This is a genomic window from Saccharothrix deserti (assembly GCF_009769385.1).
In the GTDB taxonomy this organism is placed as follows: domain Bacteria; phylum Actinomycetota; class Actinomycetes; order Mycobacteriales; family Pseudonocardiaceae; genus Actinosynnema; species Actinosynnema deserti.
On record NZ_VKAB01000030.1, the window covers coordinates 1 to 25726 of the forward strand.

The 25726-nt window shown below is 71.1% G+C and carries 18 protein-coding genes; 11 read left to right on the plus strand and 7 right to left on the minus strand.

All coding sequences use genetic code 11. The features are described 5' to 3' along the window. The first annotated feature begins 423 nt into the window (after positions 1-423). The gene (locus FM051_RS36050; RefSeq protein ID WP_158851236.1) at positions 424-1206 is read left to right on the plus strand and encodes a TIGR03084 family metal-binding protein; all 783 of its coding nucleotides are present in this window, start codon (positions 424-426) and stop codon (positions 1204-1206) included. Positions 1207-1353: 147 nt separating this feature from the next. Here FM051_RS36050 and FM051_RS36055 read toward each other — a convergent pair whose 3' ends face one another. Beyond that, positions 1354-2358 (minus strand): carotenoid oxygenase family protein, encoded by a 1005-nt coding sequence (locus tag FM051_RS36055; protein ID WP_158851238.1) that lies wholly within the window; start codon positions 2356-2358, stop codon positions 1354-1356. A 50-nt stretch (positions 2359-2408) separates the two neighbouring features. On the opposite strand from FM051_RS36055, the gene FM051_RS36060 reads away from it, so the two are divergent. Continuing rightward, entirely contained in the window at positions 2409-3080 is a 672-nt protein-coding gene (locus FM051_RS36060) for a TetR/AcrR family transcriptional regulator (RefSeq protein WP_158851240.1), read from the plus strand. A gap of 117 nt (positions 3081-3197) precedes the next feature. Here FM051_RS36060 and FM051_RS36065 read toward each other — a convergent pair whose 3' ends face one another. The 5 genes from FM051_RS36065 to FM051_RS36085 form a co-directional block, all read right to left on the minus strand. After that, entirely contained in the window at positions 3198-4736 is a 1539-nt protein-coding gene (locus tag FM051_RS36065; protein ID WP_158851444.1) for an acyl-CoA carboxylase subunit beta, read from the minus strand. Between the two features lie 65 nt (positions 4737-4801). Then, positions 4802-5824: an NAD-dependent epimerase/dehydratase family protein gene (locus tag FM051_RS36070; RefSeq protein ID WP_158851243.1), complete on the minus strand. Its 1023-nt coding sequence runs from the start codon at positions 5822-5824 to the stop codon at positions 4802-4804. 13 nt (positions 5825-5837) lie between these two features. Further along, the gene (locus FM051_RS36075) at positions 5838-6323 is read right to left on the minus strand and encodes a flavin reductase family protein (protein WP_158851446.1); all 486 of its coding nucleotides are present in this window, start codon (positions 6321-6323) and stop codon (positions 5838-5840) included. Positions 6324-6357: 34 nt separating this feature from the next. Continuing rightward, positions 6358-6816 (minus strand): acyl-CoA thioesterase, encoded by a 459-nt coding sequence (locus FM051_RS36080; protein ID WP_158851245.1) that lies wholly within the window; start codon positions 6814-6816, stop codon positions 6358-6360. Between the two features lies 1 nt (position 6817). Further along, positions 6818-12691: a type I polyketide synthase gene (locus tag FM051_RS36085; protein ID WP_158851247.1), complete on the minus strand. Its 5874-nt coding sequence runs from the start codon at positions 12689-12691 to the stop codon at positions 6818-6820. Between the two features lie 406 nt (positions 12692-13097). Here FM051_RS36085 and FM051_RS36090 point away from each other — a divergent pair, with 406 nt between their 5' ends. The 6 genes from FM051_RS36090 (at position 13098) to FM051_RS36115 (ending at position 20531) form a co-directional block, all read left to right on the plus strand. Next, positions 13098-14084 carry a hypothetical protein gene (locus FM051_RS36090; protein WP_158851249.1) on the plus strand — a complete coding sequence of 329 codons (987 nt, stop codon included), beginning with the start codon at positions 13098-13100 and terminating at the stop codon, positions 14082-14084. A 29-nt stretch (positions 14085-14113) separates the two neighbouring features. After that, positions 14114-15103 (plus strand): DUF1702 family protein, encoded by a 990-nt coding sequence (locus FM051_RS36095; protein WP_158851251.1) that lies wholly within the window; start codon positions 14114-14116, stop codon positions 15101-15103. A gap of 166 nt (positions 15104-15269) precedes the next feature. Further along, positions 15270-16205 carry a DUF1702 family protein gene (locus tag FM051_RS36100; RefSeq protein ID WP_238412899.1) on the plus strand — a complete coding sequence of 312 codons (936 nt, stop codon included), beginning with the start codon at positions 15270-15272 and terminating at the stop codon, positions 16203-16205. Then, entirely contained in the window at positions 16202-18154 is a 1953-nt protein-coding gene (locus tag FM051_RS36105; protein ID WP_158851253.1) for a CRTAC1 family protein, read from the plus strand. The genes FM051_RS36100 and FM051_RS36105 overlap by 4 nt, the downstream gene beginning before the upstream one ends. Before the next feature lie 5 nt (positions 18155-18159). Then, the gene (locus tag FM051_RS36110) at positions 18160-19170 is read left to right on the plus strand and encodes an enediyne biosynthesis protein (protein ID WP_158851255.1); all 1011 of its coding nucleotides are present in this window, start codon (positions 18160-18162) and stop codon (positions 19168-19170) included. Further along, positions 19167-20531 carry a cytochrome P450 gene (locus FM051_RS36115; protein ID WP_158851257.1) on the plus strand — a complete coding sequence of 455 codons (1365 nt, stop codon included), beginning with the start codon at positions 19167-19169 and terminating at the stop codon, positions 20529-20531. The genes FM051_RS36110 and FM051_RS36115 overlap by 4 nt, the downstream gene beginning before the upstream one ends. A 268-nt stretch (positions 20532-20799) precedes the next feature. On the opposite strand, the gene FM051_RS36120 is transcribed toward FM051_RS36115, so the two are convergent. Beyond that, complete coding sequence (locus FM051_RS36120) at positions 20800-21531, minus strand: helix-turn-helix transcriptional regulator (RefSeq protein ID WP_202919196.1); 732 nt, start codon at positions 21529-21531, stop codon at positions 20800-20802. 757 nt (positions 21532-22288) lie between these two features. On the opposite strand from FM051_RS36120, the gene FM051_RS36125 reads away from it, so the two are divergent. The 3 genes from FM051_RS36125 (at position 22289) to FM051_RS36135 (ending at position 25726) form a co-directional block, all read left to right on the plus strand. Next, a complete protein-coding gene (locus tag FM051_RS36125) occupies positions 22289-22819 on the plus strand; it encodes a DUF5987 family protein (protein ID WP_158851261.1) in 531 nt (176 codons plus the stop codon). Then, positions 22816-24471: a GMC family oxidoreductase N-terminal domain-containing protein gene (locus FM051_RS36130; protein ID WP_158851263.1), complete on the plus strand. Its 1656-nt coding sequence runs from the start codon at positions 22816-22818 to the stop codon at positions 24469-24471. The genes FM051_RS36125 and FM051_RS36130 overlap by 4 nt, the downstream gene beginning before the upstream one ends. A 265-nt stretch (positions 24472-24736) precedes the next feature. Next, positions 24737-25726 carry a carboxymuconolactone decarboxylase family protein gene (locus FM051_RS36135; protein WP_158851265.1) on the plus strand — a complete coding sequence of 330 codons (990 nt, stop codon included), beginning with the start codon at positions 24737-24739 and terminating at the stop codon, positions 25724-25726.

The following is a 25726-nucleotide window of genomic DNA, read 5'->3' on the forward strand; positions in this document are numbered from 1 at the left end:
CATCCCCTGGGCGAACAATTCGGCGGCCTCGAACCGCACCCGTTCCCGCCGGGCCCGTTGCTCCGCGGTCAGACCACCACCATCGGAATACCGCATCCCACCGGCATACACCCACCGGCATACACCCACCGGCAAGAGCAACCGTCACCCCGAAACGAAAAGATCGGTAAGCACTGGCGACCGCCTCGGGCTTCTCACCGCGTGCGGACTTCGGCGACACGGCGACGCGGCGACACGGCGACACGGCGACGCGGCGACACGGCGACACGGCGGCGCTGCGGCGCGGGCGAGAGCACGGGGCGAGAAGACTTTCGCACCGCACTTCGCCATCCTCGATTCGGCACTGTTGCGGAAAGTCACGGCCGGAGGTCACGGCCGTGCCCGATGCTCCGGACTATTCGTTTTCGAGTGGAGGAGGTGCGCATGGACGTGATCTCGGCGCTGACTGCGACAGGTGACGAAGTGGACGGGATGGTGGTCGACCTCGACCGGGGCAAGTGGTCGCTGCCCACCCCGGCGGAAGGGTGGACGATCAAACACCAGATCGCCCACCTGACCGCCATTTTCGCCATGGCGGGCCTGTCCGCGGCCGACGGTGACCGGTTCCGGGCGATGCTGTCCACCCTGTCCGACGACTTCAACGCCAACGTGGACGCCGCGATGGCCCCACACCTCGCGCTCGAACCGGACGAGCTGCTCGCGCGCTGGCGGGCGACGAAGAGCCGGGCGATCACCGCGCTGGCCGCGGTGCCGGCCGACCAGGTCGTGCCGTGGCTGGTCAACCCGCTGCCGCCCGCGGTGCTGGCCAGTGCCGGGATGATGGAGCTGTTCGGCCACGGGCAGGACATCGCCGACGCGCTCGGGGTGACCCGCGAGTGGGACGACCGGCTCGGCTTCCTGGTGGAGTTCGCCGTGCGCACGAAGGACTTCGGTTACCTGGCTCGCGGTGAGGAGCCGCCGGCCGAGCCGTTCCGCTTCGAGATCACCGCGCCCTCCGGCAAGCGGTGGGACTTCGGCCCCGGGGACGCGACGCAGCGGATCAGCGGGCCGGCGGTGGACTTCTGCCTGCTGGTGACGCGCCGGCGGCACCACGCGGACCTCGCCGTGACGGCGTCCGGCGAGTCGGCCGAGCGCTGGCTGGAGATCGCGCAGGCGTACCGGGGTCCGGCGGGTGAGGGCCGCAGGCCCGACCAGTTCGCGCACTAGCCCGCCGACGCGGGCGGTCGGCGCCCGCGGCACGACGACGGCGGCCACGCCCGCCACCTCGACGGGATCGGTTCCCTTCGGTGCTGGTGAGCCCGGCATGACCATGCCGGGCCACCCGCCGCGTCGGCGTTCTCGACGTCCGCGGAGTCAGGTCCAGGGGCGTTCGGGGAGCCAGGTGGCACGCCGCGACACGGGCGGCTCGAACGGCAGGACCACGACGGCGACCGGCGGACCGGCGACATCCTCCGCGTCGAGCACCACCAGCTCGTCCCCGGCGAGCACGACGAGCCAGCCGTCGCCTTCCCGTCGACCACGCGGTGCGAACACCGGCTGCCCGGCGGGTCGCCGGAGTTCGTGGGTCCAGCCGCGGTCCAGCACCACGTCGTGCCGCACCACCGTTCGGCCTGCCAGGCCGAACACGTGCCGGTGCCGGCGTCCCGCCACCCGGTCGTCCACCGTGGCGACGTCCATCCCGGACAGGCTCGTCGTGCGCACCTCCCCCGTGGTCAGGTCGATCGTGCTGCGGCGCAGCACGCCGGGCGCCCACACCGCGTCGACCACGACGCGCCCGAGCCCGTCGTGGGCGTTGACCGCCTGGAGCACCTCGCCTCCACCCACCTCGAACCAGCACGGCTGCCCCACGCCATCGCGGGGCAGCAGCCCGATACGGGTCGGTTGACCGGTACGGGCCACGTACGGCGAGCGCAGCCCGACCAGGGCCGCGGCGTGGCTGTAGTACGGCGGTGAGTCGAAGACGACGAAGAACCGGTCGGTCAGTGCGACCGCCCGCATCATGGGCGTCCCGTGGAGCACGAACGGCTCCACGCGTACGACTTCCCCGTCCGAAGTGAGGGTCAGATGTTCTGCACATCCGAGACCGGGGTACGACACGGCGGTGTGCCAGAAGACGCCGTCGCACACCGGGCGGGCCATCGTCGCGTCGTCCGACCAGTTCTCCCGCGCCAGTGCGGGCGGCCGTTCGCCGCGGTACCAGCGAGCCGTGCCGGCAGCGAGCCGGATCCCGGACACGCCGTGCGGGAGGGCTTGGACGAACGCCCCGGCGAGCGCGGCGGGCAGTTCACCGCGGACGGTCAACGGCTCCACGACCTCCTGTGCCGGTGCGGCCATGTCCAGCACCCCCAAGGGTTTCATAACACCGTTCTGGTACCCGTTTTATATCGCCGTTATGGAACAATGTCAAGGTGAGCCCACGTCGATCGGATCCCAAGACACGCGCCGCGCTGGTGGACATCGCGGCCGGTCTGCTGGCCGCGGAAGGACCTCAGGCGCTGTCGACCCGCCGCATCGCCGCGGAGGCGGGCTCGTCGACGATGGCCGTGTACACCCACTTCGGCGGGATGATCGGCCTGGTGCGGGAGATGGTGCACGAGGGCTTCGCCCGTCTGCAGGACCACCTGACCAAGGTCGTGTGGACCGATGACCCGGTCTCGGACATGGCCCTGCTCGGTCGGGCGTACCGGCGCAACGCGCTGGCCAACCCCCACCTGTACGCGGTGATGTTCGGCGGCTTCTCGCCGGCCGGGTTCACCCTGTCCGACACCGATCGCCAGCACGGGCGGTACACCCTGGTCAACGTCGCCCAGTGCGCGGCCCGGTGCATCGCGGTGGACCGGTTCGACCCCGGCGACCCGGAGTTGGTGGCGCACCGGATGTGGGTCGCGACGCACGGGCTGGTGACCCTGGAGCTGGGCCACTACCTGCTGGAGCCCTACGACGCCGACCGGCTGTTCGAGGCGCAGTTGGTGGCTCTCATGGTCAGCGCGGGCGACATCCCGGACGCGGCGGAGCGGTCCGTGGCGGAGTCCCGGAGAAGACTGGACGACGAAGTGGCGACCAGACTGCCGCAGCACTGAGTCCGCTCGGCCCGGCGCCGGGCGCGGATGAACGTCGTGGGCTGTCCGGCACGGCCGGACAGCCCACGAGGTCGTACTCGGCAGGGCGGAGCCCGCACCGCCTCACAGCGGCACGTCTCACAGCGGCACGTTGCCGTGCTTCCGCGCCGGTGTCACCTTGCGCTTGTCCTTCAGCATCGCCAGCCCGCGGGCGACCGCGGCACGGGTGTGCGCCGGGTCGATGACGTCGTCCACCAGGCCGCGCTCCGCGGCGTAGTACGGGTGGACCAGCTGCTCGGAGTACTCCGCCAGCAGCTCGGCCCGCAGGTTCTCCGGATCGGCGGCGGCGGCCAACTCCTTGCGGAAGATGACGTTCACCGCGCCCTCGGCACCCATGACGGCGATCTCGTTGGTGGGCCACGCCAACGACAGGTCGGTGCCGATCGAGCGGGAATCCATGACGATGTACGCGCCGCCGTACGCCTTGCGCACGATCACCTGGATGCGGGGCACGGTCGCCTCGCAATAGGCGTACAGCAGCTTCGCGCCGTGCCGGATGACCCCGCCGTGCTCCTGCTCGGTGCCGGGCAGGAAGCCCGGCACGTCCACGAGGGACACCAGCGGGATGCCGAACGCGTCGCAGAACCGCACGAACCGGGCGGCCTTCTGGGCCGCGGCGCTGTCGAGCACGCCCGCGAGCACCATCGGCTGGTTGCCGACGAGGCCCACCACTTCGCCGTCGACGCGTCCCAGCACGCACACCACGTTGGCCGCCCAACCCTCGTGCACCTCCAGGAACTCGCCGTCGTCCACGAGTTCCGACACCACCACCCGCATGTCGTAGGGCTGGTTGGGCTCGACCGGGACGATGCTCGCGAACGCGGCCCGCTCGTCCTCGGTCGCGCCGCACGGCTCCAGCGCCGGAGGTGACTCGAGGTTGTTGCCGGGCAACAAGGACACCAGGTAGCGGACGTCCTCCAGACAGCTCTCCTCGTCGTCGTGCACGAACGAGGCCACCCCCGACAGTCCGCCGTGGACGGAAGCGCCGCCGAGGTCCTCGTGGCTGACCCGCTCACCGCTGACCGCGGCCACGACGTCCGGACCGGTCAGGTACATCTTCGCCGTGCCGCGGACCATGAAGGTGAAGTCCGCCAACGCCGGGGAGTACGCGGCTCCCCCGGCGCACGGACCGAGCACCACGCTGATCTGCGGCACGACCCCGGACGCCTCGACCTGGCGGCGGAAGATGCCGCCGTACCCGTCGAGCGCCATCACCCCTTCCTGGATGCGTGCGCCGCCGCTGTCGTTGAGCCCGATGATCGGCGCCCCGGTCGCGAGGGCCATGTCCATCACCTTGTGGATCTTGGCCGCGTGCGCCTGGCCCAACGAGCCGCCGAAGATGGTGAAGTCCTGCGCGTAGACGAAGACCCGGCGGCCCTCGATGGTGCCCGATCCGGCCACCACACCATCGGTGTGCGGCCGGTGGTCGGACACCTTCAGGCCGTGCGCCTGGTGCCTCCGGTAGAGGTCGACCTCGATGAACGAACCCGGGTCGAGCAGCAGGTCCAGCCGTTCCCGCGCGGTCCGCTTGCCCAACGCGCGCTGCCGTCGCACGGCTTCGCCGTCGGACACCGCGCGGTCACGCAGGTCGGTGTTGCGGTCGCGCAACAGGTCCATCGTCCGGACCGGCAGCTCCGGCCGCAGCGCCTGGTGCCCGTTGACGTGCCCGATGTCGGAGGTGGTCACCGGTGCCCCACCTGCCGGGAGCTCAACGAGCCGGTCTCCCCGAGCCAGCGGACGGTGTCCGCGACGGTGTCCGCGAACGGCCGCGGCTTGAGGTCGTGCGTACTGGCCGCCGGATCCACCCTGGTGGCCGCTCCGACTGTGGCGATCGCGCCGTACGCCGCGGGGATGTGCCACGGCCACAGCGGCTGCACCAGGTCGACGAACCTGCCGACCGGCGACATGGCCGCGGCGGGCAGGAACACGGCGGGCAGCGCCCGCCCGGTCACCTCCCGCACCGCCCGCACGTACTCCGGTGTGGTCAGGTACCGCCCGGGCCCGAAGTGGCGCCCAATGGGATGGGACCCGGTGGCCCCCGAGGTGATCAGCGCAGCGTGCAGGGCCGCGGTGTCGCGCACGTCCCCGATCTGCACCCCGCCGCTGGGCCACATCGGCATCAACCCGCGCAGCGTGTCCCGCAGCCGGCCGGTCTGGTCGCCCATCTTCGGGTCGTGCGGCCCGAGCAGCGCCGGTGGGTAGCTGATCACCACCGGCGCGCCCTCGTGCTGGTGCCGCCGGGCGATCGCCTCGGAGGCGGCCTTCGTCGCCGCGTACGGTTCGCGAGTGGTCCCCACCGGTGACTGCTCGCGGATCACCCGCACGCCCGGCGAGAACAGCGCGGCGATGCTGGACACGTGCACCACCGGGCCCGCGCCGGCGCGTCGTGCGGCGGCCAGCACGACTTCGGTGCCGCGTTCGTTGGTGCTCCGCATGTCCGTGCGCTGCCTGCGGTCGAACGAGTACACCGAGGCGGCGTGCAGCACGGCGTCCGCACCGCGCACGGCCGCCGCCACCGCCCGCTCGTCGGTGACGTCCCCGACCACGACGTCGATCGCGTCCGCGGACACCTCCAACGGGCGCAGCGCCGTGTCCACCCCGGCCGGATCGCGGACCAGCAGCCGAGCCCGGTGACCGGCGCGCACCAACTCCGCGATGGTGTGCGCGCCGACGAACCCGGTGCCGCCGGTGACGGTGACCAGCATCCTCACTCCTTCCTCAGCGCGTGTCGACCTGGTGGAACTGGCTGCCGTAGAACAGCAGCGCCCGCGTGCCCTCGCTCCGGCTGCAACTCAGCACCTGGCCGAGGAAGATCGAGTGGTCACCGCCTTCGTACCACTGGGTCAGCTCGCACTCCACCCAGGCCAGCGCGCCCGACAGCAGCGGCGCGCCGGTGCGCGGTCCCGGCAGCCAGTCGACCGCCTCGAACTGCGCCGCACCGCGCGGACGGCGGCGGTCGGCGAAGTAGCGCGCCGTCGGCTCCTGCTCGGCGCCCATGATGGACACCGCGAACCGCTTGGTGTTGGTGATCGCGTCGTGCATGACCGCCGTGCGGGAGACGCAGCACAGCACCAGCGGCGGGTCCAGGGACACCGAGCTGAACGCGTTGGCCGTCATGCCGTGCGTCTGCTCACCGCCGACCGTGAGCACGGTGATCCCGGTGGCGAACCGGGACATCGCGTCGCGCAACGAGGTCTCCGCCATGGGCAGCACCGGGTCTGTCACGGGCTCGTACACGTCATGCCCCCAGTCCGGCGCGAGCGAGCACCGCCGTCGCGGCATAGGGCTCCAGTGCCCGCCTCAGCTCCTCCGGCACCCGCGCGGGGACCGTCTCGGTGTTCGGGCCGCGCATGCACGCGATCCGCTGCCTGCCGCGGGCGATCAGCAGCTGCTGGCCGTCGGTCACCTTCACGTAGTCGAAGGTGAACTGGATCTGCGTCTGGGTCAGCTCTTCCAGGCGCATCCGGACCGACAGCTCGTCGAAGGCGGTGATCTCGGCGAAGAACTCGCACTCGACCTTGAGGGTGAACAGCTTCAGGTCCCCGCGCACCTCCGCGAGCACGGCGGGCGCCTTCTCCTTGAGGAACATCTCCCGGCACCTGCCCTGCCAGCGCAGGTAGTTCACGTAGTACACGTTCCCGACGAGGTTGGTCTCCTCGAACCCGACGACGTGGCGGATCTCGTAGTACCCCTGCATGTCAGCTTTCCTCTCCCACGAGCACCGCGAACACCACGGGCGCCGTCCGGTCGTTGACGGTGGTGACCCAGGTGGCGACCTTGGCGTCGCCGGTCGACAACACCGCCCAGCCGTCCGGGTGGACCCGGTCGACGGTCAGCGCCTGGCTGGTGGAGCCGGTCTTGCGCAGGCACTCCAGCGCGCCCCACACCCTGGTACCGGCGACGGCGGCGGTCTCCCCCGCCTCGCTCGACAGCAGGTCCCGCACGGCCAGCAGGTCCGCGCCGAGCAGCCCGGCCCAGTCCTCCTCGGCGCGCGGCACGGCGTACTCGACGTCGCAGCCGAGCTTCCCGCCGGGCCCGCTCTCGTCCGCGACGACCAGCGTCAGCTCCGCGCCGTGCGAGGCGGACATCAGCGCGCCGTCGACCTCGGGCTTGCCGTCCGGCCGGTAACGCACCTCGGCCGGCCGGTACAGGGCCCGGCTCAACGCCAGCGCGGTCTGCGTGCGCCGGTCGGAGATCCGGTCGGTCGGGTCGGGTTCGACCACGACCGCGCGCCCGCCGCCGAGCACCCGCTCCAGCGAGCGCTCCAGGTAGGAGCCGAGCACGGTCGGCGTCCACGGCCCCGCGCCGTCGCGCTTGCGGACCGCGCGCAGCACCAGGCCCTCCCAGCGCTCGACCAGCCTGCCCGCCGGGTCGCGCACGTCGAGGTCGTAGGTGTAGCTGTCGCCGTCCTGCGACCGCTCCCGCGCGTCGAGCACCACGTACTCGGTGGCCTGGTCGACCGGGTCGGCCAGGTGGAGCCTGTCCACGCGCTGCGGCAGCAGGGTCGCGTCCGGGACGCAGCACTGGATCGCGTGCATCATCACGTCCCGCGTGCCGGGGTCGGCCAGCAGCCGCTCCTGCGGCAGGAACGGGGCGAACCAGGTCGCCACGGAGGTCGTGGCGACCTCGGCGACCGCGTGGCGGGCACTGGCCCGCCGGTAGCCCTGCAACCGCTGGAACCTCTTGCCCTGGAACAACACCCCGCCGTACAGCTCGGTCACCGGGTCGACCGGGACCAGCGGCAGCACGGCTCCGCCCGGCACGTCGGCGCCCGCGATCGCCGGACGCGGGAACCGCAGCCTCGCCCGGAAGTGGTCGGCGCTGAACCCGGTGTCCTCGGCCCGGATCACGACGTCGACCGTGTCCTCGTCGGTGGCGAGCGCGGCGATCCGCACGACCAGCGCGCCGTCGGGGCGCACCACCACGGGCCGCAGGAACTCCACGTCCTCCAGCAGCGGCGGCGCGGAGCGCCTGGTGAGCGCGGACGCCACCTGGGTCATCGCCTCCATGCCGATCACGGCGGGGAACAGCAGGTCGCCTTCGAGCAGGTGGTCGCCCAGGTACGGGTCGTTGCCCGCGGACAGGTCCGCCTCGGTGACCAGCTCCACCCCGGGGTAGTGCACCAGGACGCGGTCCAGGAACCGGGCGAGCGGCAGTTCGTCGCGGGCCATTTCCAGCGTCGGCAGACCGGCCGCCCGGCCGGACACCACCAGCACCGGCCCGGCCGACGGGTCGGCCAGCACCTCGCGCAGCACGGCGATGCCCTGCTCGGTGGAGATCGGGGTGATGCCGTCGCGCATCAGCGCCTCGACCACACCCAGCCGCTCCCCCATGCCCGCGCCGGACCACACCGACCACTCCAGCGCCAGCACCCGCGTCCGCGGGTGTCGGCGGCCGAAGTCCAGGGTCAGCTCGGTCAGCCAGTCGTTCGCGGTGGCGTAGTGCGCCTCACCGCGCAGACCGGCCCGGCCGATGATGCTGCCGAACGTGACCAGCAGCTCGACCCGCTCGAGGTCGATCGCGTCCAGCACCGCCCGCAGGCCGTCCACCTTGGGCGCGAGCGTGAGCTTGAAGTCCTCTTCGGACAGTCCGGTCAACGCCTTCGGCTCGTTGCGACCCGCACCGTGCAGGACCGCGGTGATCTCACCCAGCTCTTCCCGGAACGCCGCCACGGCCGCCGCGATCTGCTCGCCGGACGTGACGTCGGCCCGCTGGTAGCGGTACCGGACACCGGCGGCCGTCATCCGAGCCAGGTTCGCGGCCAGCTCGTCGTCCCGCGCGGGGTCGGCCCGGCCGACCAGCGCCAAGGCCGCGCCGGAGTCCGCGGCCATCGCGATCGCGCACTCGGCGGTGATGCCCTTGCCGCCACCGGTGACCAGCAGCACGTCCGACGAGGTCAACGGTGTGTCGAGGGTCGACCCCGCGTCCCGCGCCCGGCCGGGGGCCACGCTCAGCACCGGCACGGTGCGCACGCCCGCCTCGTCGTAGCGCACCTGGCTGAACCCGTTGGTGGCGGCGACCTCGGCGACGACCCGCGCCACCGCGTCGTCGTCGGAGCCGGTCTGTCCGGGGGCGAGGTCGACCACGGTCACCGGCACGTGCGGTGCCTCCAGGTGCAGGGTGCGGGCCAGGCCCGCGGCGCCGTACCGGTGCTGCACCACGGCGAACCGGGTGCCCGGCGGTGCGGTGAGCACGGCCCGTGCGGCCTCCAGGAACCGGCCCACGTGCGCGTCACCGCCCTCCGGCGGCAGGAGCAGCAGCACACCGTCGCCGACCGCGGCCAGCGCGGTGCGCAGCGGCGACGCCAGCGGGTGCCCGTCCGGGGCGAACACGGTCCACGTGCCCTGCCCGGTCGGGACCGGCCGGTCGGCGAGCGGGCGGGCCACGTGCTCGACCTGGAACGGCCGCACCCACGGCGCGACACCGGGCGCCTCGCCGCCGGGACGCTCCTGGTCGTGCGCGGTCCCGGCCAGCTCGTCGATCAGCTCGGCCAGCTCACCCAGCCGGACGGTGGCGAAGTTCGGCGTGGACTCCAGCGCGGGCCGGCCGAGCGTGCGGGTGACCTCGTTGACGAGCTGCCCCACCGTGATGGAGCTCAGGTGCAGGTCGTCCAACGGGTGGGTGGACGCGCTGATCGCGTCGAGCGGCAGCTCCACGCGCTGGGCGGCCAACCGGCGCAGCAGCTCCAGGGTGGACTCCCCGTCGTCGCCCGCCGGGGCCTGGGGTTCCCCGGCGGGCGCCCCCGGGCGGCCCCCCCGGGGGGCCCCCGGGGGGGCGGGGGGTGCCCGGGGGGGCCACGACGGGCGGCTCGCGCCGTCGGACGCCGTGAGGTCGGCGTCGATGGCGGGTGCCGTCTCACAAGGGCTCGAGAGGAACGTCATGGCGCCGTCGAGCGGCAGCTCCCGCAGCACCCGGTCGGTGAACAGGGCGTCCACCCGCACCGGCGCGCCCAGCGCGTAGGCCGCGGCGACGACGGTGAGCAGCGGGCCGAGCGAGGCGTTGTCGGTGTCCAGGGACAGCGCGGGCTTGTCGGGCGCGATCTCGGCCAGCAGCCCGGCCAGCACCCGGCCGGGGCCGACCTCGACCACCAGGTCGGTGACCGCCGCGGCCTTGGCCGCCGCCTCGTGGAAGCGCACCGGCTCCAGCACCTGGTCGCGCAGCAACGCGCGCAGGTCCACGCCCGCGGCCAGCACCTCGCCCGTCACGGTCGACACGACCGGGCGGATCAGCCGGCCGAAGTCGAAGTCGACCAGCCGCTCCTCCATCGCCACGGCGGCGGGCTCGACCAGCGGCGAGTGGAACGCGTGCGAGACGTTGATGCGGGTGGCGTGCACGTCCTGGGCACGGGCCGCCGCGCACACCCGGTCGATCGCCTCCGCGGGACCGGACAGCACGGTCTGCGTCGGGCCGTTGTAGCCGGCGATCACCACGTCCTCGCCCGCGGCCAGCTCCAGCGCGCGCTCCGGACCGGTGGCCAGTCCGGCCATCGCGCCGCCGCCCCGGCTCGCCGATGCCATCACCCGGCCGCGTTCGGCGGCCAGCGACAGCACCAGGTCGGCGTTCAACGCGCCGCCCCAGTGCACGGCGGTCAGCTCGCCGAGGCTGTGCCCGGTCGCGGTGTCGGCCTCGATGCCCAGCTCCCGCAGCACGGCCAGCGCGGCCAGCGAACCGGCCACGATGCGCGGCTGGGCGACCTCGGTGGCCACCTGGTCGCCGCCGATCGGCAGGCCCGCGCGGCGGAACACCTCCTCGGCGACCGGGAACCGGCGGCGGACCGCGCCGACCGCGCCACGCCCGGAACCCTGGCCGGGGAACAGGAACGCCACCCGGGGCCGGTCCGGGCGGTGGTCCAGGAAGATGCCGTCGGCGGAGTCGAAGACGCTCATCCCACCGGCGTCGAGCAAACCCAGCAGCCGGGTCAGCTTGCGCACGGCGTCCTCGGGGTTGCGGGCCACCACGGCCGCGCGCACCAGGCCGCCGGACAGCCCGCCGGCGAGCACGCCCGCCAGATCGGCCAGCTCCGCGAAGGCCAGCTTGGGCAGCAGCGCGACGGTCTCGTCCAGCCGCTCGCGCAGCTGCCGGAGGTCGGGCGCGTCGAACACCAGCAGCTCGACGTCCTGGCGGCCCGCGACCAGCGTGCGGGTCCGGTCGTCCAACTCGTCGCGGCGGCTCGCGTCCGGCGCCTGCTCGATCGCGATGTGCGTGTTGATGCCGCCGAAGCCCATCGCCGAGACCCCGGCGCGCACCGGCTGGTCGGCCGGCCACAGCTCCGCCTCGCTCGGCACGTACATCACCGCGTCGTCGGCGGTCAGCTTCGGGTGCGGGTCGTGGTGCCCGGTGCCCGGTGGGATCACCTGGTGGTGCACGGCGAGCGCCGCCTTGATCAACCCGGCGACGCCCGCCGCTGCCTTGGTGTGCCCGATGTTGCCCTTGACCGTGCCCAGCGCGGCAGGCCGGGCGTTCGGGTCGGCGGTGCGGCGGGCCGAGGACAGCGCCTCGATCTCGGTCGCGTCGCCCAGCGCGGTGCCGGTGCCGTGGCCCTCGAAGTAGGACACGGATTCCAGGCCGTAGCCCGCCCGCTGGTAGGCGCGGGTGAGCGCGAGCTTGTGGCCGTCCGCCTCCGGCCGCGTGATACCGCCCTTGCCGTCGGAGGAGACGCCCCAGCCGGTGATCGTGGCGTAGACGCGGGCGCCGCGCTCCAGCGCGTCCTGCTCGCGCATCAGCACCAGCGCGCCCGCGCCCTCGCCGGGCCAGAAGCCGTTGGAGTCGCGGTCGTAGACCTTCATCTCGCCGGTGGCCAGCGCCCCGGTCTTGGCGAAGCCGATGACCTCGAACGGGTCGATGGACAGGTCCACGCCGCCCGCGACCGCGACGTCCATGTCGCCTTCGACCAAGGACTTCGCCGCCGTGGCGACGGAGAGCAGCGACGACGAGCAGGCGCCGTCCACCGTGTAACCGCCGCCGCCGAGGTCGAAGTAGTTGCAGATGCGGCCCGCGATGGTGTTGGCCAGGCCGCCCGCGAGCGAGTCCTCGTCGATCGCCGGGAACGGCGCCTTGTACTGCACTTCGAGCTCGCCCAGGAAGCCCGCCATCTCGTCGTCGGGCCAGCCCTTGGCGCTCAGCGCGGCGGCGACCGTGCGCCGCACGTAGGGCCAGCGCAGCCGCATGATGTTCGCGCGGGAGAACTCGCCGGTGAGGCTGTTGCCCAGCACCACGCCGGTGGACCGCCTGGGCAGGCCGTCACCCCGGGGGAAGCCCGCGTCGGCCAGGGCGTGCGCGACGACGTCCAACGCCAGCCAGTGCGTGAGGTCGGTGGACCGGTAGGTGCTGCCCGCGACGCGGTACTTCACCCGGTCGAACTCGAAGTCGCGCAGCACGGCCGCTTTCGTCGCGTAGAAGCGGTCCGGCGCTTCCGGATCGGGTGAGTAGTAGTCGGCGTGGTTCATCCGCTCGTCGGGCAGCCGGCGGAAAGCCCGGCGACCGGCCAACACGTTCTCCCACAGTTCTCCGGTGGAGCCGGCATCGGGGTAGCGCAGGCCGATGCCGACGATTGCGATCCGCTCACTGCTCATGCTTTCACCGTCTCCACGTACGTCCGTGTGTGTGCCCGGGGAGAAACAACGGCGCGTTGCCGGGAATAGCCCGGGACGCGACAGCCCTCGAAGAATTGCCCGCAAACCGAGACTGCCGGAGCGCGTCCGGCATTGCTTCTCCGATTGTGCGCCCTCGACTCCAGTTATTCCATAACGGCGTCATCCGATATCGAAGCATTCCATAACACCGTGATCGCCTTTCCTGGAATCGGCGGCCCGGCGTCGCCCGGTCGGACCAACGCGGGCACCGGAGAGCCCCGCGCGTCCAACAGGGGAACTGCGCAGCCCAGAAGAAGGAAACCCCAGTTCGGCACTGGATGCTTGGTTGGCCCGCGCGTCAAAGAGGACGCTGAATAGCCCCGATTGCCCCGGCCGAGGAGAACCCATGACGCGCACCGGCGCGAACCAGTCACCCACGCAGACGTCGGCAGGATTCACCTCGGTCGCGACGTCGACCTTCGTCACCGACAGCTTCCCGCGCAGGCGCGGGCTCATCATCCTGCTCAGCGCGCTGGGCGGCTTCGTGCTCACGTCGATCTGGTCCGCGCACTTCGTGGACTCCGTGATCGGCGACAACGTGGCCAACACCCTGCTCGGCCACAACGTCAAGGAGACGCCGATCGCCGGCATCGCGGCGGGCATCGCGTTCGCCTTCGTCAGCGGCATCGCCGGCACCTTCACGGCCTGCAACATCGCCGCGTTCGGCGCGGTCGCCCCGATGCTCGGCAGCTCCGGCTCCCGCTGGGCGAGGCTGGGCAACACGCTCAAGCCGCTGGGCTGGCTGTCGGTCGGGATGATCGCGGTGTCCGCGCTCTACGGCGTGCTGGTCGGGTTCGTCGGCACCCGGATGCCGCAGTTCGCCACCGCCGCGTCGCAGCCGGGCACGCTCAGCGGCCGCAGCATCCAGTCCATGGTCACGTTCGGGATCATCGGCCTGATCATGATCTACATGGGCCTGGCCGCCCTGGGCGTGGTGCGCGACCCGTTCGCCCGGATCTCCCGGCGCCGGCCCAACGCGCCCATGGTGTTCATGGGCGTGCTCATCGGCGGGTTCCTCATCGGCCGCCCGTTCGGCCTGTTCCGGCAGATGTTCCGGGACGCCGCGGAGAGCGGCAACCCGCTGTACGGGGCCGCCGCGTTCGTGCTCCAGTCGGTGGGCAACATCGTGATCATGGCCGTGCTGTTCCTGGCGCTGGCCTACCTCGGCGGCAGCCGGTTGCAGCGGTGGCTGACCGCCACACCGACGCGCATCGCCACCATCACCGCCGTCGCGCTGATCGTCGCCGGCGTCTTCACCTTCCTGTACTGGGACGTCCGGCTGCTGGCGCGGCGGGAGATCATCCCGTGGTACCCGATCGCGCCCTGGGCCTGACCTGTTGGAGTTCTGGGGGTTCGCACGACATGTCCACGACGCTGGGATCGCTGCGCAGGCTTGCGATGGCTCCTTCGCTGAAGGAGGTGACGTTCGGCGCGCGCGGCTTTCCCGGCGCGTCGTCCGAGTACGCCCCACGACTGGAGGCCATCCCGCAGTCCGTGATCTGCGGGTTCGAGTGGGGCATCGACTCCCGCGACCAGTGGGAGGTGGAGCGCAGGCTCGGGCTCGTCGAGCCCGAGTTGCGCGGTTTCGCCTACGAGGGCGCGGCGATGGCCTACACCATCCGCGACGCGATGGGCCGCGGCACGCGCACCCGCGACCTGCTGAACGGGCCGGGCGCGGACCACCTGCTGCCGGCCTACATCGGCATCGGGTTCGCCATGAACCACCTGCCCCGCGGGCTCTGGCGCAAGGTGGTGCCCGACCTGTCCCACTCGCCGTACCACCCCACGATGACGTGGCTCGCGGTCGACGGCTACGGGTTCGACCTGGCCTACTTCCACACCCGCAAGTGGGTGGACGAGCAGCGGGTGCCCGCGCCCTACCCGTGGCAGGGCCGCCCGGACTACTTCCCCCGCGCCGTCGACCAGGGCATCGGCCGGGCGCTGTGGTTCATCCACGGCGCCCAGGTGGCCGAAGTGGTCGCGGCGGTGCGCCGGTTCGACCCGGCGCGGCAGGGCGACCTGTGGAGCGGCGTCGGCCTGGCCGCCACGTTCGCGGGCGGCGGCACGGCCGCCGAATTGGCAACGCTCCCAGGCGCCGCCGACGCGCACCACGCCGAGCTCGCGTTGGGTTCGGTTTTCGCGATGAAGGCGCGCATCAATGCGGGGTTCGTTCCCGAGCACAGCGCCTCCGCTCTGGAGGCGCTTACCGGTATGACCCACGACGCCGCCTCGGATCTCGCCGACCGCACCGCGGTCAGGTCCGACGACGACGGCCCGGTACCGGACTACGAGCGGTGGCGCCAACGGATTCGTGCGCATTTCACCACAGTCCGGAACAATCTGCCCGCTTGATCACCCCAATTCGTTCGACCGCACGATCCGGTGCGCACAACTGAAGTAGCCGCCACCTCCCACTCCCTGCCACCATTTGGCCGACCGCATATTCGGCGACTACCACGACGGCGGGGGACGAGTGAATGCAATACGCGCCTTGCGGCGGCGAATACTAACCCCGGACATGTCCGAGACATTACTCGAGACCCGCGGCTTCCACGTAAAGGACCAAGCGGCGAAAGAATTGTTGGAGACCGTCGGGCGGATGTTCCTGACCGGGTACGCGTACGCCGTCGAGGCACGCCACCCGCAAGATGCCGAAGAACGTCTCGAAGAACTGCCGACGCGTTTCAAGGGATTCGCCTACGAAGGCGCGGGCATGGGGTTCGCGGTGCTCGACGGCATGCCGTTCGGGCACCGCCACCACGTCGCCGACTTCCTCCGGGGCCGGGCCGCGGACCACGTCTACATGGTCTACGTCGGCATCGGCTGGGCGATGGCCCGGCTGCCCCGGTTCCGCTGGCCGTCGAGCGCGCGGACCGATCCGCTGCTGCGGTGGCTCGTGCTCGACGGCTACGGCTTCCACCAGGCGTACTTCAAGACCGACAAGTACGTGCACGGCCAGGGCGTCGACGAGAACTTCCCGTGGCCCGCCGAAGGGCCGCGCGGCTACACCGCCAACGCGCTGGACCAGGGCATCGGCCGCGCCATGTGGTTCGTCGGCGGCACGGATCCGCAGGTCGTCGCGGACATGATCGACAAGTTTCCCCGGCACCGGCGCGGTGACCTCTACAGCGGTGCGGGGCTGGCCGCGACCTACGCCGGCGGCGTGACCGAGGACGAGTTGCGGCTGTTCCGCGACCGAGCGGGGCAGCACGCCGGCCTGGTCGCCCAGGCCGGCGCGTTCGCCGCCGAGGCGCGTGTCAAGGCCGGCTTGCACGTGCCGCACACCGCGCTCGCCACCCGCGTCTTCTGCGACCTCGAACCCGAACCCGCCGCCCAGCTCACCCAGGACCTGCGCCCGGCGCCGCCGATCGTCGACGGCGACGTGCCCGCGTTCGAGACGTGGCGGCAGAGCATCACCGCGCGATTCGTCCACCAGGAAGGAGTCAGCTCGTGACCGCCACAACTGGGTGGCTGCGCAGGCAGCTACCGGGGATCATCGCGCTCGTGCTGGTCGCGGCGACCTTCCTGGTCGCCCGCCTGCCCGAGTCGTCGGCCGCCGAGAAGCAGCGGCTCGCCTCCGGCTTCTCCTTCGCACCCCAGACCATCGCGCTCCCCGGCGGCTACACCCAGCAGGCGATCCGAAAGGTCAACCAGGACTACAGCCACATCGACGCGTGGATCTCCTCGGTCGGCTCGGCGATCGCGATGAACGACCTCGACGGCGACGGGCTGGCCAACGACCTGTGCTTCGTCGACGTCCGCACCGACCAGGTCGTCATCACCCCCACGCCGGACGACGGCACGCCGCGCTACGAGCCGTTCGCGCTGACCTCCGGCTCGCTGCCGATGAACGACGTGATGGCGCCGATGGGCTGCGTGCCCGGCGACTTCAACGAGGACGGCCGAACCGACCTGCTGGTCTACCTGTGGGGCCGCACGCCGATCCTGCACCTGGCCAAGGAGAGCGCGAAGGGCCTGACCGACGACACGTACCAGGCCACCGAGCTGGTGCCCGGTGCGAGCGGCGGCACGTACTCCGGTCCGCAGTGGAACTCCAACTCCGCCACCGTCGCCGACTTCGACGGCGACGGGCACGACGACATCTACATCGGCAACTACTTCCCGCACGGCCCGGTGCTCGACCCGAGCAAGGACACCGGCGTGGAGATGAACGCCTCGATGTCGTTCGCGCTCAACGGCGGTGAGGACTACATCTTCACCTTCACCGGCGCCACGAGCGGCGATCGGCCGACGGCCGACTACCAGCGGCACGACGACGCCATTCCGAGCGACGCCTCCAAGGGCTGGGTGCTCGCGTCGAGCTCCAACGACATCGACGGCGACCTGCTGCCCGAGCTGTACCTGGCGCACGACTTCGGCCCGGACCGCTTGCTGCACAACCGTTCCACGCCGGGCAAGCTCGAGTTCGCGTTCGTCGAGGGGGTCCGGTCGGGGTTGATCCCGAAGTCGAAGAACGTCGGCGTCGACTCGTTCAAGGGCATGGGCGTCGACTTCGGCGACCTCAACGGCGACGGCCTCTACGACATGTACGTCAGCAACATCACCACGTCGTTCGGCATCGAGGAAAGCCACTTCGCCTTCATGAGCACCGCGGCGGACCAGGCCGACCTCAAGGCCAAGCTCGGCGAGGGCGTCGCGCCCTGGCGGGACGAGAGCGCGCCGCTGCAGCTGGCCTGGTCGGGCTGGGGCTGGGACGTCAAGATCGCGGACTTCGACAACAGCGGTGAGCCGGAGATCGCGCAGGCGACCGGCTTCGTCAAGGGCGACGTGAACCGGTGGCCCCAGTTGCAGGAATTGGCCACCGCCAACGACGCCCTGCTGTCCAACCCGGTGTGGTGGCCGGTGGTGACCTCCGGCGACGACGTCGGTGGCAGCCAGCGGTTCGCCTTCTACGCCAAGAACTCCGAGGGCTTCTACGACAACCTGTCGCACGTCCTGGGGTTGGACATCCCGGTGCCCACCCGCGGCATCGCCACCGGTGACGCCGACGGCGACGGCCTGCTCGACATGGCGATCTCGCGCCAGTGGGAGGACCCGGTGTTCTACCGCAACGAGGGCAAGTCGGGCAACGGCTTCCTCGGCCTGCGGCTGACCCACGACGACGCCGAGCAGACCGAAGGCGCCGGCTCGCCGGTGATCGGCGCGCAGGTGACCGTCACGACCCCGTCGGGCCGCGAGGTCATCAGCCGGGTCGACGGCGGCAGCGGGCACTCCGGCAAGCGCAGCCACGAGGTGCACGTCGGCCTGGGCGAGAAGGCGTCCGGACCGCTGTCGGTGCACATCGAGTGGCGTGACCGGACCGGCGCGGTCCGCGAGCAGGACCTCAAACTCAGCTCGGGCTGGCACGACCTGCGGCTCGGCACCCAGGCCAAGGAGAGGTGACGGACATGGCCGACACGAAACCAAGCCCGCCGCGTCACGACCCGAAAGTCATCACGGCGCTGCGCCGGTTCGCGATCTCGATCTCGGTGTTCAACATCATCGGCTACACGGTCCTCGGTTTCGAGCAGCCGTGGGTCTGGCCGTTCATCGCGCTGGCCACCGGCTACGCGGTCGAGATCTTCCTGGAGATGGTCTCGGCGCGGCAGGAGGGCCGGCCGCCGCGGTTCGCCGGCAACGGTCCCCGGGGGCTGATGGAGTTCCTCCTCCCCGCGCACATCACCAGCCTCGCGATGAACATGCTGATCTACGTCAACGACAACGTGTGGGCGCTGGTCTTCGGCGTCACCCTGGCCGTCGGGGCGAAGTGGGTGCTGCGGGCGCCGGTGCGCGGCCGGCTGCGGCACTTCATGAACCCGTCGAACTTCGGCATCGCGATGATCCTGCTGGTGTTCCCGTGGGCGTCCATCGCGCCGCCCTACCACTTCACCGAGCACGTCGGCACGTTCGTCGACTGGCTGATCCCGGTCATCATCGTCACGGCGGGCACCATGCTCAACGGCATGCTGACCGGCAGGCTGTGGCTGATCATGGCCTGGCTGGTCGGGTTCGTCCTCCAGGCGGTCGTCCGCGGCATCCTGCTGGACACGTCCATCCTGGCGGGTCTGGGCATGATGACCGGCGTCGCGTTCGTGCTGTTCACCAACTACATGGTCACCGACCCCGGCACGAGCCCGTCGCGACCGGTGTCGCAGATCGCGTTCGGCGGTGGCGTGGCGGCGGTGTACGGCGTGCTGATGGGCATGAGCATCCCGTACGGCATCTTCTTCGCCACGGCGATCGTCTGCCTGATCCGCGGCGGGTTCCTGTGGGCGCTGCACATCGTCGACCGGTCCCGCCGGGAGTACGAGGCGCAGCAGAAGGCGCAGGCGGCCTTGGCGCCCACGCCGGAGGAGACGTCCACCGTGGACGCGGTGCGCAACGGCGCGCCGAAGGCGAGCGAGGTCGTGCGGACATGACCGGGATCGCGTCCGGCGTCCGGCGGACGCCACCCGGGCCCCCGCGCACCGCGACGCTGAGCCTGCTCAGGAAGCTGGCCGGGGACCGGCTCGGGCTGATGACGTCGGCCGCGGACCGGTACGGCGACGCGGTCCGGATGGCGATCGGCCCGAAGACGCTGTACTTCTTCAACCACCCGGACCACGCGAAGCACGTGTTGGCCGACAACGCGGCCAACTACCACAAGGGGATCGGCCTGGTGCACGCCCGTCGCGCCATCGGCGACGGGCTGCTCACCAGCGAGGGCGAGCTGTGGCGCAAGCAGCGCAAGGCGACGCAGCCCGCGTTCCAGCACAGGCGGATCGCCCGGCAGGCGGACTCGGTCGTCCACGCGGCGGCCGGGCTCGTCGACCGGCTCCGCTCCCACGCGGGCGGTGAGCCGATCAACCTCATGGACGAGATGACCGGCCTCACCCTCGACGTGCTCGGCCGGACCCTGCTGTCGGAGGACCTGTCGGAGTTCGAGTCCATCGGTCACTCGTTCGAAGCCGTGCAGGACCAGGCCATGTTCGAGATGGTCACGATGAGCGCGGTGCCGATGTGGGTGCCGCTGCCGCACCAGCTGCGGTTCCGGCGGGCCCGCAAGGACCTCCGCCGGATCGTCGAGGAGTTGGCGGCGCGGCGTGACGCGGGCGGCGCCACCGACGGCGACGACGTGCTGTCGAGGATGCTCGTCTCCATCCGCGAGGAGGAGGACCCGGCGGTCGGCGACCGGCGGCTGCACGACGAGCTGATCACGTTGATGCTCGCCGGGCACGAGACGACCGCCAGCACGCTGGGGTGGACGTTCCACCTGCTCAACGGGCACCCGGAGGTGGCCGAGCGGGTCCGCAGCGAGGTGCGGGCCGTGCTCGGCGACCGGGCGCCGGTGTACGAGGACCTGCACCGGCTGCGCTACACCTCGATGGTCGTCGAGGAGGTCATGCGGCTGTTCCCGCCCGTGTGGATCCTGCCGCGGGCGGCGCAGGAGGACGACGAGGTCGGCGGGTATCACGTGCCCAAGGGCGCGGACGTGCTGATCTGCCCGTACACCCTGCACCGGCACCCGGCGTTCTGGGACCGGCCGGACCGGTTCGACCCGGAGCGCTTCGACCCGGGCGCCAACCACGGCAGGCCCCGGTACGCCTACATCCCGTTCGGCGCCGGACCCCGGTTCTGCGTCGGCAACAACCTCGGGATGCTGGAGGCGACGTTCACCATCGCCATGATCGCCCGCGAGCTGGACCTGCGGACGGTCCCGGGTTACGAGGTCGTGCCCGAGCCGATGCTGTCCCTGCGGGTGCGGGGTGGCCTGCCGATGACAGTGCACACCGCCGCCTGATCGACGGCTTCCTCCGGCCCGGTGGCTTCGGCCACCGGGCCGAGTGGTTCTCACCGTCCGGCCGGACGACTTCGGCAATCCGATGCCGGCGAGGACGTGGGCTTTCGTCCCGGTTCGACGGTTCGACGGTTCGGCGACTTCGGCGGCCGGACCGGGGATCACGGCGGACCAGCCGTCCGCGTCCGCCGGATCGCTCTTCCTTTCGTGACAGGCGAAAGGCCCGCCACCCGGTAACGGATGACAGGCCCCTTCGGCAACGCGCGTCGGATCAGCTCGCGGCGTTCGCGCTCACCGCGACCATGCGAACGTCGAGCAGCGCCAGCAGAACCGGCGGGTCCAACACGCGCAACGAGCGGAGCCGCAAGTCGACGTGCTTTACCGGAACACCGGCCCGGACCGTCACCGGTCCGTGGGACGCGACCGCGAGCGCCTGGTCCGAGGCGAATGGCCCGCCACTCAGCACCGCCTCTCGGCCGAGTGCGACGGAGTGGGCCAGGACGTGCCAGGTACCCGGCGGAACCGATGTCAGCACATAGGGCCCCGGCCGCTGCATGACCGTGCAGCGGATGGGCGCGCCCTGAGGAATCCGGTCGGGGAACAGACCTATGAAGATCAGACCCGGCGCACCGCCGTGGGGCGCCAGAATCTCTCCTTGCAGCGACGACGTGCGCGTCTCCACGGAGTACTTGGCCGCCATCGGGATCTGCGGGGCGAACCCGCCGAGCTGGCGGTAGGTCGTCGGCGAGACACCGACACTGCTGCGGAACCTCGAACTGAAGGTGCCGACGCTGGTGTAGCCCACGCGGTGGCTGATGTCGGTGACGGTCAAGGAGGTGCACACCAGCAACCTCTTGGCCTCTTGCAGTCGGATGGCGGACAGGAACCGGCCGGGCGAGATCCCGGTGACCCGCTGGAACGCTCGTGAGAAGTGGAACTTGCTGTACATCGCGGTACGCGCCATGTCATCAATGGTGAATTGTTCACCGATGTTTTCATGCATATAATCGATGACTCTGGTGACCGCCCGTTCTATGACATCTTCCACTACAACCCCCATATAGCAGAGAACCATGTGTCACTGAATCACACCCGATCACTAACGGAATGCACACAGAACGCGCACCAAGGTCGACCCTGCGTTGTGCCCAACTCGGCCCTGCCGCCGACGTCTCCCCAATCCGCTCCGCATTCCCCCGAATTTTTGCAAAGTACCAGGGACCGAACAGCCCGCGCAAGGTGCGACGATGAAACATCCGACGCGCCCGGATGATCAATAAGAAGACCGATTCGCGATCTTGCGAACGTACCCCCCTAGTTACATTACCGACTGTCCCGGTTTGGTTACCATACGCAGGTCGAGACCCCCTCATATTGTGGACGGCGGCCCATCGGGTCGTCCTGCGCGCCACCTGCCGCCAGGCTCGACCACCATTGATGACCGCACCCCAGTGCGATCCGGTTAATCGACCCGCGCGTTAGTCGTCACCGGCGGACCGGGCCGGAGTTGCGTCATTCAGCCGTGGCGGCGATAGCGCGACCGGCCCACCGGACGCGAACGTACGCCCCAGTTCGCCGGGTAGGACGGCAATCAGGAAGATGCACGATCAACGTCCATGACCGGACCATGAGATCAACCGGAACCGAACAGGACTTCTGGTTTTTTCCCCGGATCGACACCCGGTGCACCGGGCCTCGTTCGGCTCCCTTTTTCACGCCGACGACAGGAGGAGCACGCCGTGCTACCGGACAATCACACAATGACGCTGGAGGCGTTCGCGGACACGATCGTGCCGGGTGAGAAGCGCTCACCGGACGACCGCGCGATAGCGGGAGCCGCGGCCGGTGACGGTGCGGTGGTCGCCGGCGCCGTGGCATTGCTGCTGACACCCGCGGCCGGGGTGGCCGAGGGTTTGGAGAGCCTGATGAACATGCTCGACAACCACGCGCGCGAGTACGCGCGCGAACGTGGTGTCGAGCTCGACGGCTCCGTGCCGCCGTTCGTCTCGTTGCCCTTCGAGGACCGCACGAACCTGGTCGCCAGGCTGGTCGCGCCGGGACACCCGGAGAAGGACGGCTGGGTGGCGCTCGCGCTGTTCAGCAACATGGCCTTCGACACGGGCGCCCACATGCCGACGCACGAGGCGATCGCCGCGGGCCACCCCGGCTTGACCGCCATGAAGTTCGCCAACCCGGACGCCGACGGCCTCTGGCGGTTCCCCGCCTACTCCTACCGCAGACAACTGTCTGCTCTGCACCCGCACACGACGCCTTCAGGGAGTCCCGAATGACAAGTACCGAGAGCACCGACGTCCTCATCGTCGGCAGCGGGTTCGGCGGTGCCATCGCCGCCTACCACCTCGCCGCCGGCGGCGCGAAGGTCGTCGTGCTGGAACGAGGTCCGTGGTTGGAGGGCAAGGACTTCGAGCACGACTTCCTGCTCGGCTCGTCCTACACCCGCATCTTCGACTTCGTCGTCGGTGACGGGATGAGCCTGCTGGGCGGCAACTGCGTGGGCGGCGGCAGCGTCGTGTACTTCGCCGCGATGCCGCGCGCGCCGCGGTTCGTGTTCGAGCGCAAGGGCGGCATCGGCAGGCGGATGTGGCCCGGCGCGATCAGCCGCGACACCCTCGACCCGTGGTACGACAAGGTCAGCGAAGCGCTGCCGGTGACCAAACAGGACTGGAACGACGTCAGCTACGCGGGCGGGCTGTTCGCCGCGGCGTGCAACCACGCGGGCCGCACGGCCAACCCCGTGCCGGTCGCCATCGACAAGGCCCTGTGCACCAACTGCAACTGGATGATGGCCGGGTGCCGGTTCGACGCCAAGCGGTCGCTGCTGCTGAACTACCTGCCCGCGGCCGTCGCCAACGGTGCCCAGATCCGGCCGATGCACGAGGTGCAGAAGCTGGTCCGCACGGAGGACGGCGGCTACCGGGTCAGCTACAACGTGATCCACGACGTGGACTACCGGGTCGCCGTCGACAGCGGCCAGATCGATGCCAAGATCGTCATCCTGGCGGCGGGCGCGGGCGCCACGCCGGTGATCCTGCAGCGGTCCGCGGACACCCTCGGCGAGATGCCGGACGCGGTCGGCAAGTACTTCTCCGGCAACGGCGAACGGCTCAACACCGCGGTCATCGACGAGGACAAGGCCCGCGACCTGCTCGGCCTGAGCCGCGAGGACGGCCTGTCCTACGCCGCCAACCAGATCGGCAAGGGCCCGGTCGTGGCCAGCTGGGACGACCTCGACGGCTCGCTGCCCGAGCACTCGCGGTTCTCCCTGGAGCAGCTGTACTTCCCGCCGGGCTTCGGCACCATCCTGGCCCAGGTGCCCGACGCCACCGGCCCGACGTGGTTCGGCACGGAGAAGAAGGAGCTCGTCGAGCAGTGGCAGTCGTGGCTGACCATCTTCTCGATGACCGAGGACGACAACGAGGGCGTGTTCGGCACTCCCCCGCCGACCGGCAACGCCTACCGCATCTCCCAGCAGATGCTCGGCCGCGGCCCGATCACCTACCGCCCGACGGCGAACACCCTGTTCGGCTGGGAGCAGTCCGACGCCGAGGTCAAGCGGATCATGGAGAAGGACGGCCTGTCGAAGGTCATGCCGTGGACCAACGACGTGGTCGGCGCGTACACGGTCCACCCGTTGGCGTCGTGCCGGATCGGCGACGACCCGGCCACGTCGGCGCTGGACGACCGGCACGAGCTGCGCGGCCACCCCGGCATCTTCGTCACCGACGGCTCGGCGGTGCCGGGCGCGCTGACGGTCAACCCGGCGCTCACCATCGCCGCGCTCGCCGAGCGCGCGATGCCGGGCATCGTCCAGGCGCTGCGGGAGCGCGGCGTCGACGTCACCTACGGCGCGCCGTCGCCCGACGGTGAGACCAACGGCCGCAAGGGCGTCGCCGCCCAGGTCCGCAGCCTGGCCCGGGACTGACCCCGGTACGCGCCATCGGCTTCACGGACAGCGGGAGGACACGACGAGACGCGTTCGCCAGGTGGGCGCGTCTCGTCCCGTCGCGACGGGTTCCCCTCGGGTGTGCGGTCGCCCAGTCCGGCAGCGCCAGGATCACCGGGGGGCGCCTCCCCGCCGTTGGACGTCAACTGTCGAACAGTTCCGGCCGTCGTACGTGCGTCGATGCATTCGCCCAACTGGACAGTTGCGTCAAAACCGACCGCGCAACGCTACCCGAGGAGTCCTCATGGGAAGACTCGTCCGATCGGCGCTGCGCCGGTCGCTGGCCCGGATCCGGCACGTCTCACCCGTCCACCCCAGCCAGGCGACCGGTCGGGTGGCCGACGTCTACGCCGACGTCGAGGCCGACTTCGGCATGCTGGCGCCTCCGATCGCCCTGCACTCCCCCGCGCCCGAGCCGCTGGCGGCGGCCTGGTCGCTGCTGCGTGAGACGCTGATCGCCGACGGCCTGGTCGACCGGGCCGCCAAGGAGGCGGTCGCCGCGGCGGTGTCGCGATCCAACACCTGCCCGTACTGCGTCGAGGTGCACACCGCCACGCTGACCGGACTGGGCGCCGAGGCCCGGCACACCGCGATCGGGGCGTGGGCGGACCGGTCGGGCGACACCCTGCCGTTCCCCGCCGAACACCTGCCCGAACTGCTCGGCACCGCGACCGCGTTCCACTACCTCAACCGCATGGTGAACCTCTACCTCGACGACTCGCCGCTGCCCGCCAACGCGCCCGCGGTGGCGAGCCGGTTCCTCGGCCGGTTCATGGGCGCGACCGCGCGGAGCAACCACACCCCCGGGACGTCGCTGCGCCTGCTGCCGGCGGCCGAGTTGCCCGCCGACCTGGAGTGGACGGCGACCGGCCCGGTCATCGCCGACTCGCTGGGCCGGGTCGCGGCCGCGTTCGACCGGGCCGGCGCGCGCGTGCTGCCCGCGGACGTGCGCGACCACGTCGCGGCGTACGTGGCCGCGTGGGACGGCGAACCGAAGGGCATCTCGCGCGGCTGGGCCGAGGAGGCGATCGCCGCGCTGCGGCCGGGTGACCGACCCGCGGCGCGACTCGCGCTGCTGACCGCGCTCGCCTCCTACCAGGTGGACGACGCGGTGATCGCCGGGTTCCACCGGGACGACCGGTCGCTGGTCGAGCTGACGTCGTGGGCGAGCTTCACGGCGGCCCGGCGGATGGCGAGCCTGACCCACCGGATCGACCGCGCCTCGGAGGCGTGA

Excerpts from the sequence above, each read along its gene's own strand:
- FM051_RS36120 (WP_202919196.1), bottom strand. The coding sequence starts at position 21,531 with ATGCATGAAAACATCGGTGAACAATTCACCATTGATGACATGGCGCGT.
- FM051_RS36055 (WP_158851238.1), bottom strand. The coding sequence starts at position 2,358 with ATGAAACCCTTGGGGGTGCTGGACATGGCCGCACCGGCACAGGAGGTC.
- FM051_RS36125 (WP_158851261.1), top strand. The coding sequence starts at position 22,289 with ATGACGCTGGAGGCGTTCGCGGACACGATCGTGCCGGGTGAGAAGCGC.
- FM051_RS36085 (WP_158851247.1), bottom strand. The coding sequence starts at position 12,691 with ATGAGCAGTGAGCGGATCGCAATCGTCGGCATCGGCCTGCGCTACCCC.
- FM051_RS36135 (WP_158851265.1), top strand. The coding sequence starts at position 24,737 with ATGGGAAGACTCGTCCGATCGGCGCTGCGCCGGTCGCTGGCCCGGATC.
- FM051_RS36100 (WP_238412899.1), top strand. The coding sequence starts at position 15,270 with ATGTCCGAGACATTACTCGAGACCCGCGGCTTCCACGTAAAGGACCAA.
- FM051_RS36050 (WP_158851236.1), top strand. The coding sequence starts at position 424 with ATGGACGTGATCTCGGCGCTGACTGCGACAGGTGACGAAGTGGACGGG.
- FM051_RS36130 (WP_158851263.1), top strand. The coding sequence starts at position 22,816 with ATGACAAGTACCGAGAGCACCGACGTCCTCATCGTCGGCAGCGGGTTC.
- FM051_RS36090 (WP_158851249.1), top strand. The coding sequence starts at position 13,098 with ATGACGCGCACCGGCGCGAACCAGTCACCCACGCAGACGTCGGCAGGA.
- FM051_RS36080 (WP_158851245.1), bottom strand. The coding sequence starts at position 6,816 with ATGCAGGGGTACTACGAGATCCGCCACGTCGTCGGGTTCGAGGAGACC.
- FM051_RS36075 (WP_158851446.1), bottom strand. The coding sequence starts at position 6,323 with ATGGCGGAGACCTCGTTGCGCGACGCGATGTCCCGGTTCGCCACCGGG.
- FM051_RS36115 (WP_158851257.1), top strand. The coding sequence starts at position 19,167 with ATGACCGGGATCGCGTCCGGCGTCCGGCGGACGCCACCCGGGCCCCCG.
- FM051_RS36070 (WP_158851243.1), bottom strand. The coding sequence starts at position 5,824 with ATGCTGGTCACCGTCACCGGCGGCACCGGGTTCGTCGGCGCGCACACC.
- FM051_RS36110 (WP_158851255.1), top strand. The coding sequence starts at position 18,160 with ATGGCCGACACGAAACCAAGCCCGCCGCGTCACGACCCGAAAGTCATC.
- FM051_RS36065 (WP_158851444.1), bottom strand. The coding sequence starts at position 4,736 with ATGGACCTGTTGCGCGACCGCAACACCGACCTGCGTGACCGCGCGGTG.
- FM051_RS36095 (WP_158851251.1), top strand. The coding sequence starts at position 14,114 with ATGTCCACGACGCTGGGATCGCTGCGCAGGCTTGCGATGGCTCCTTCG.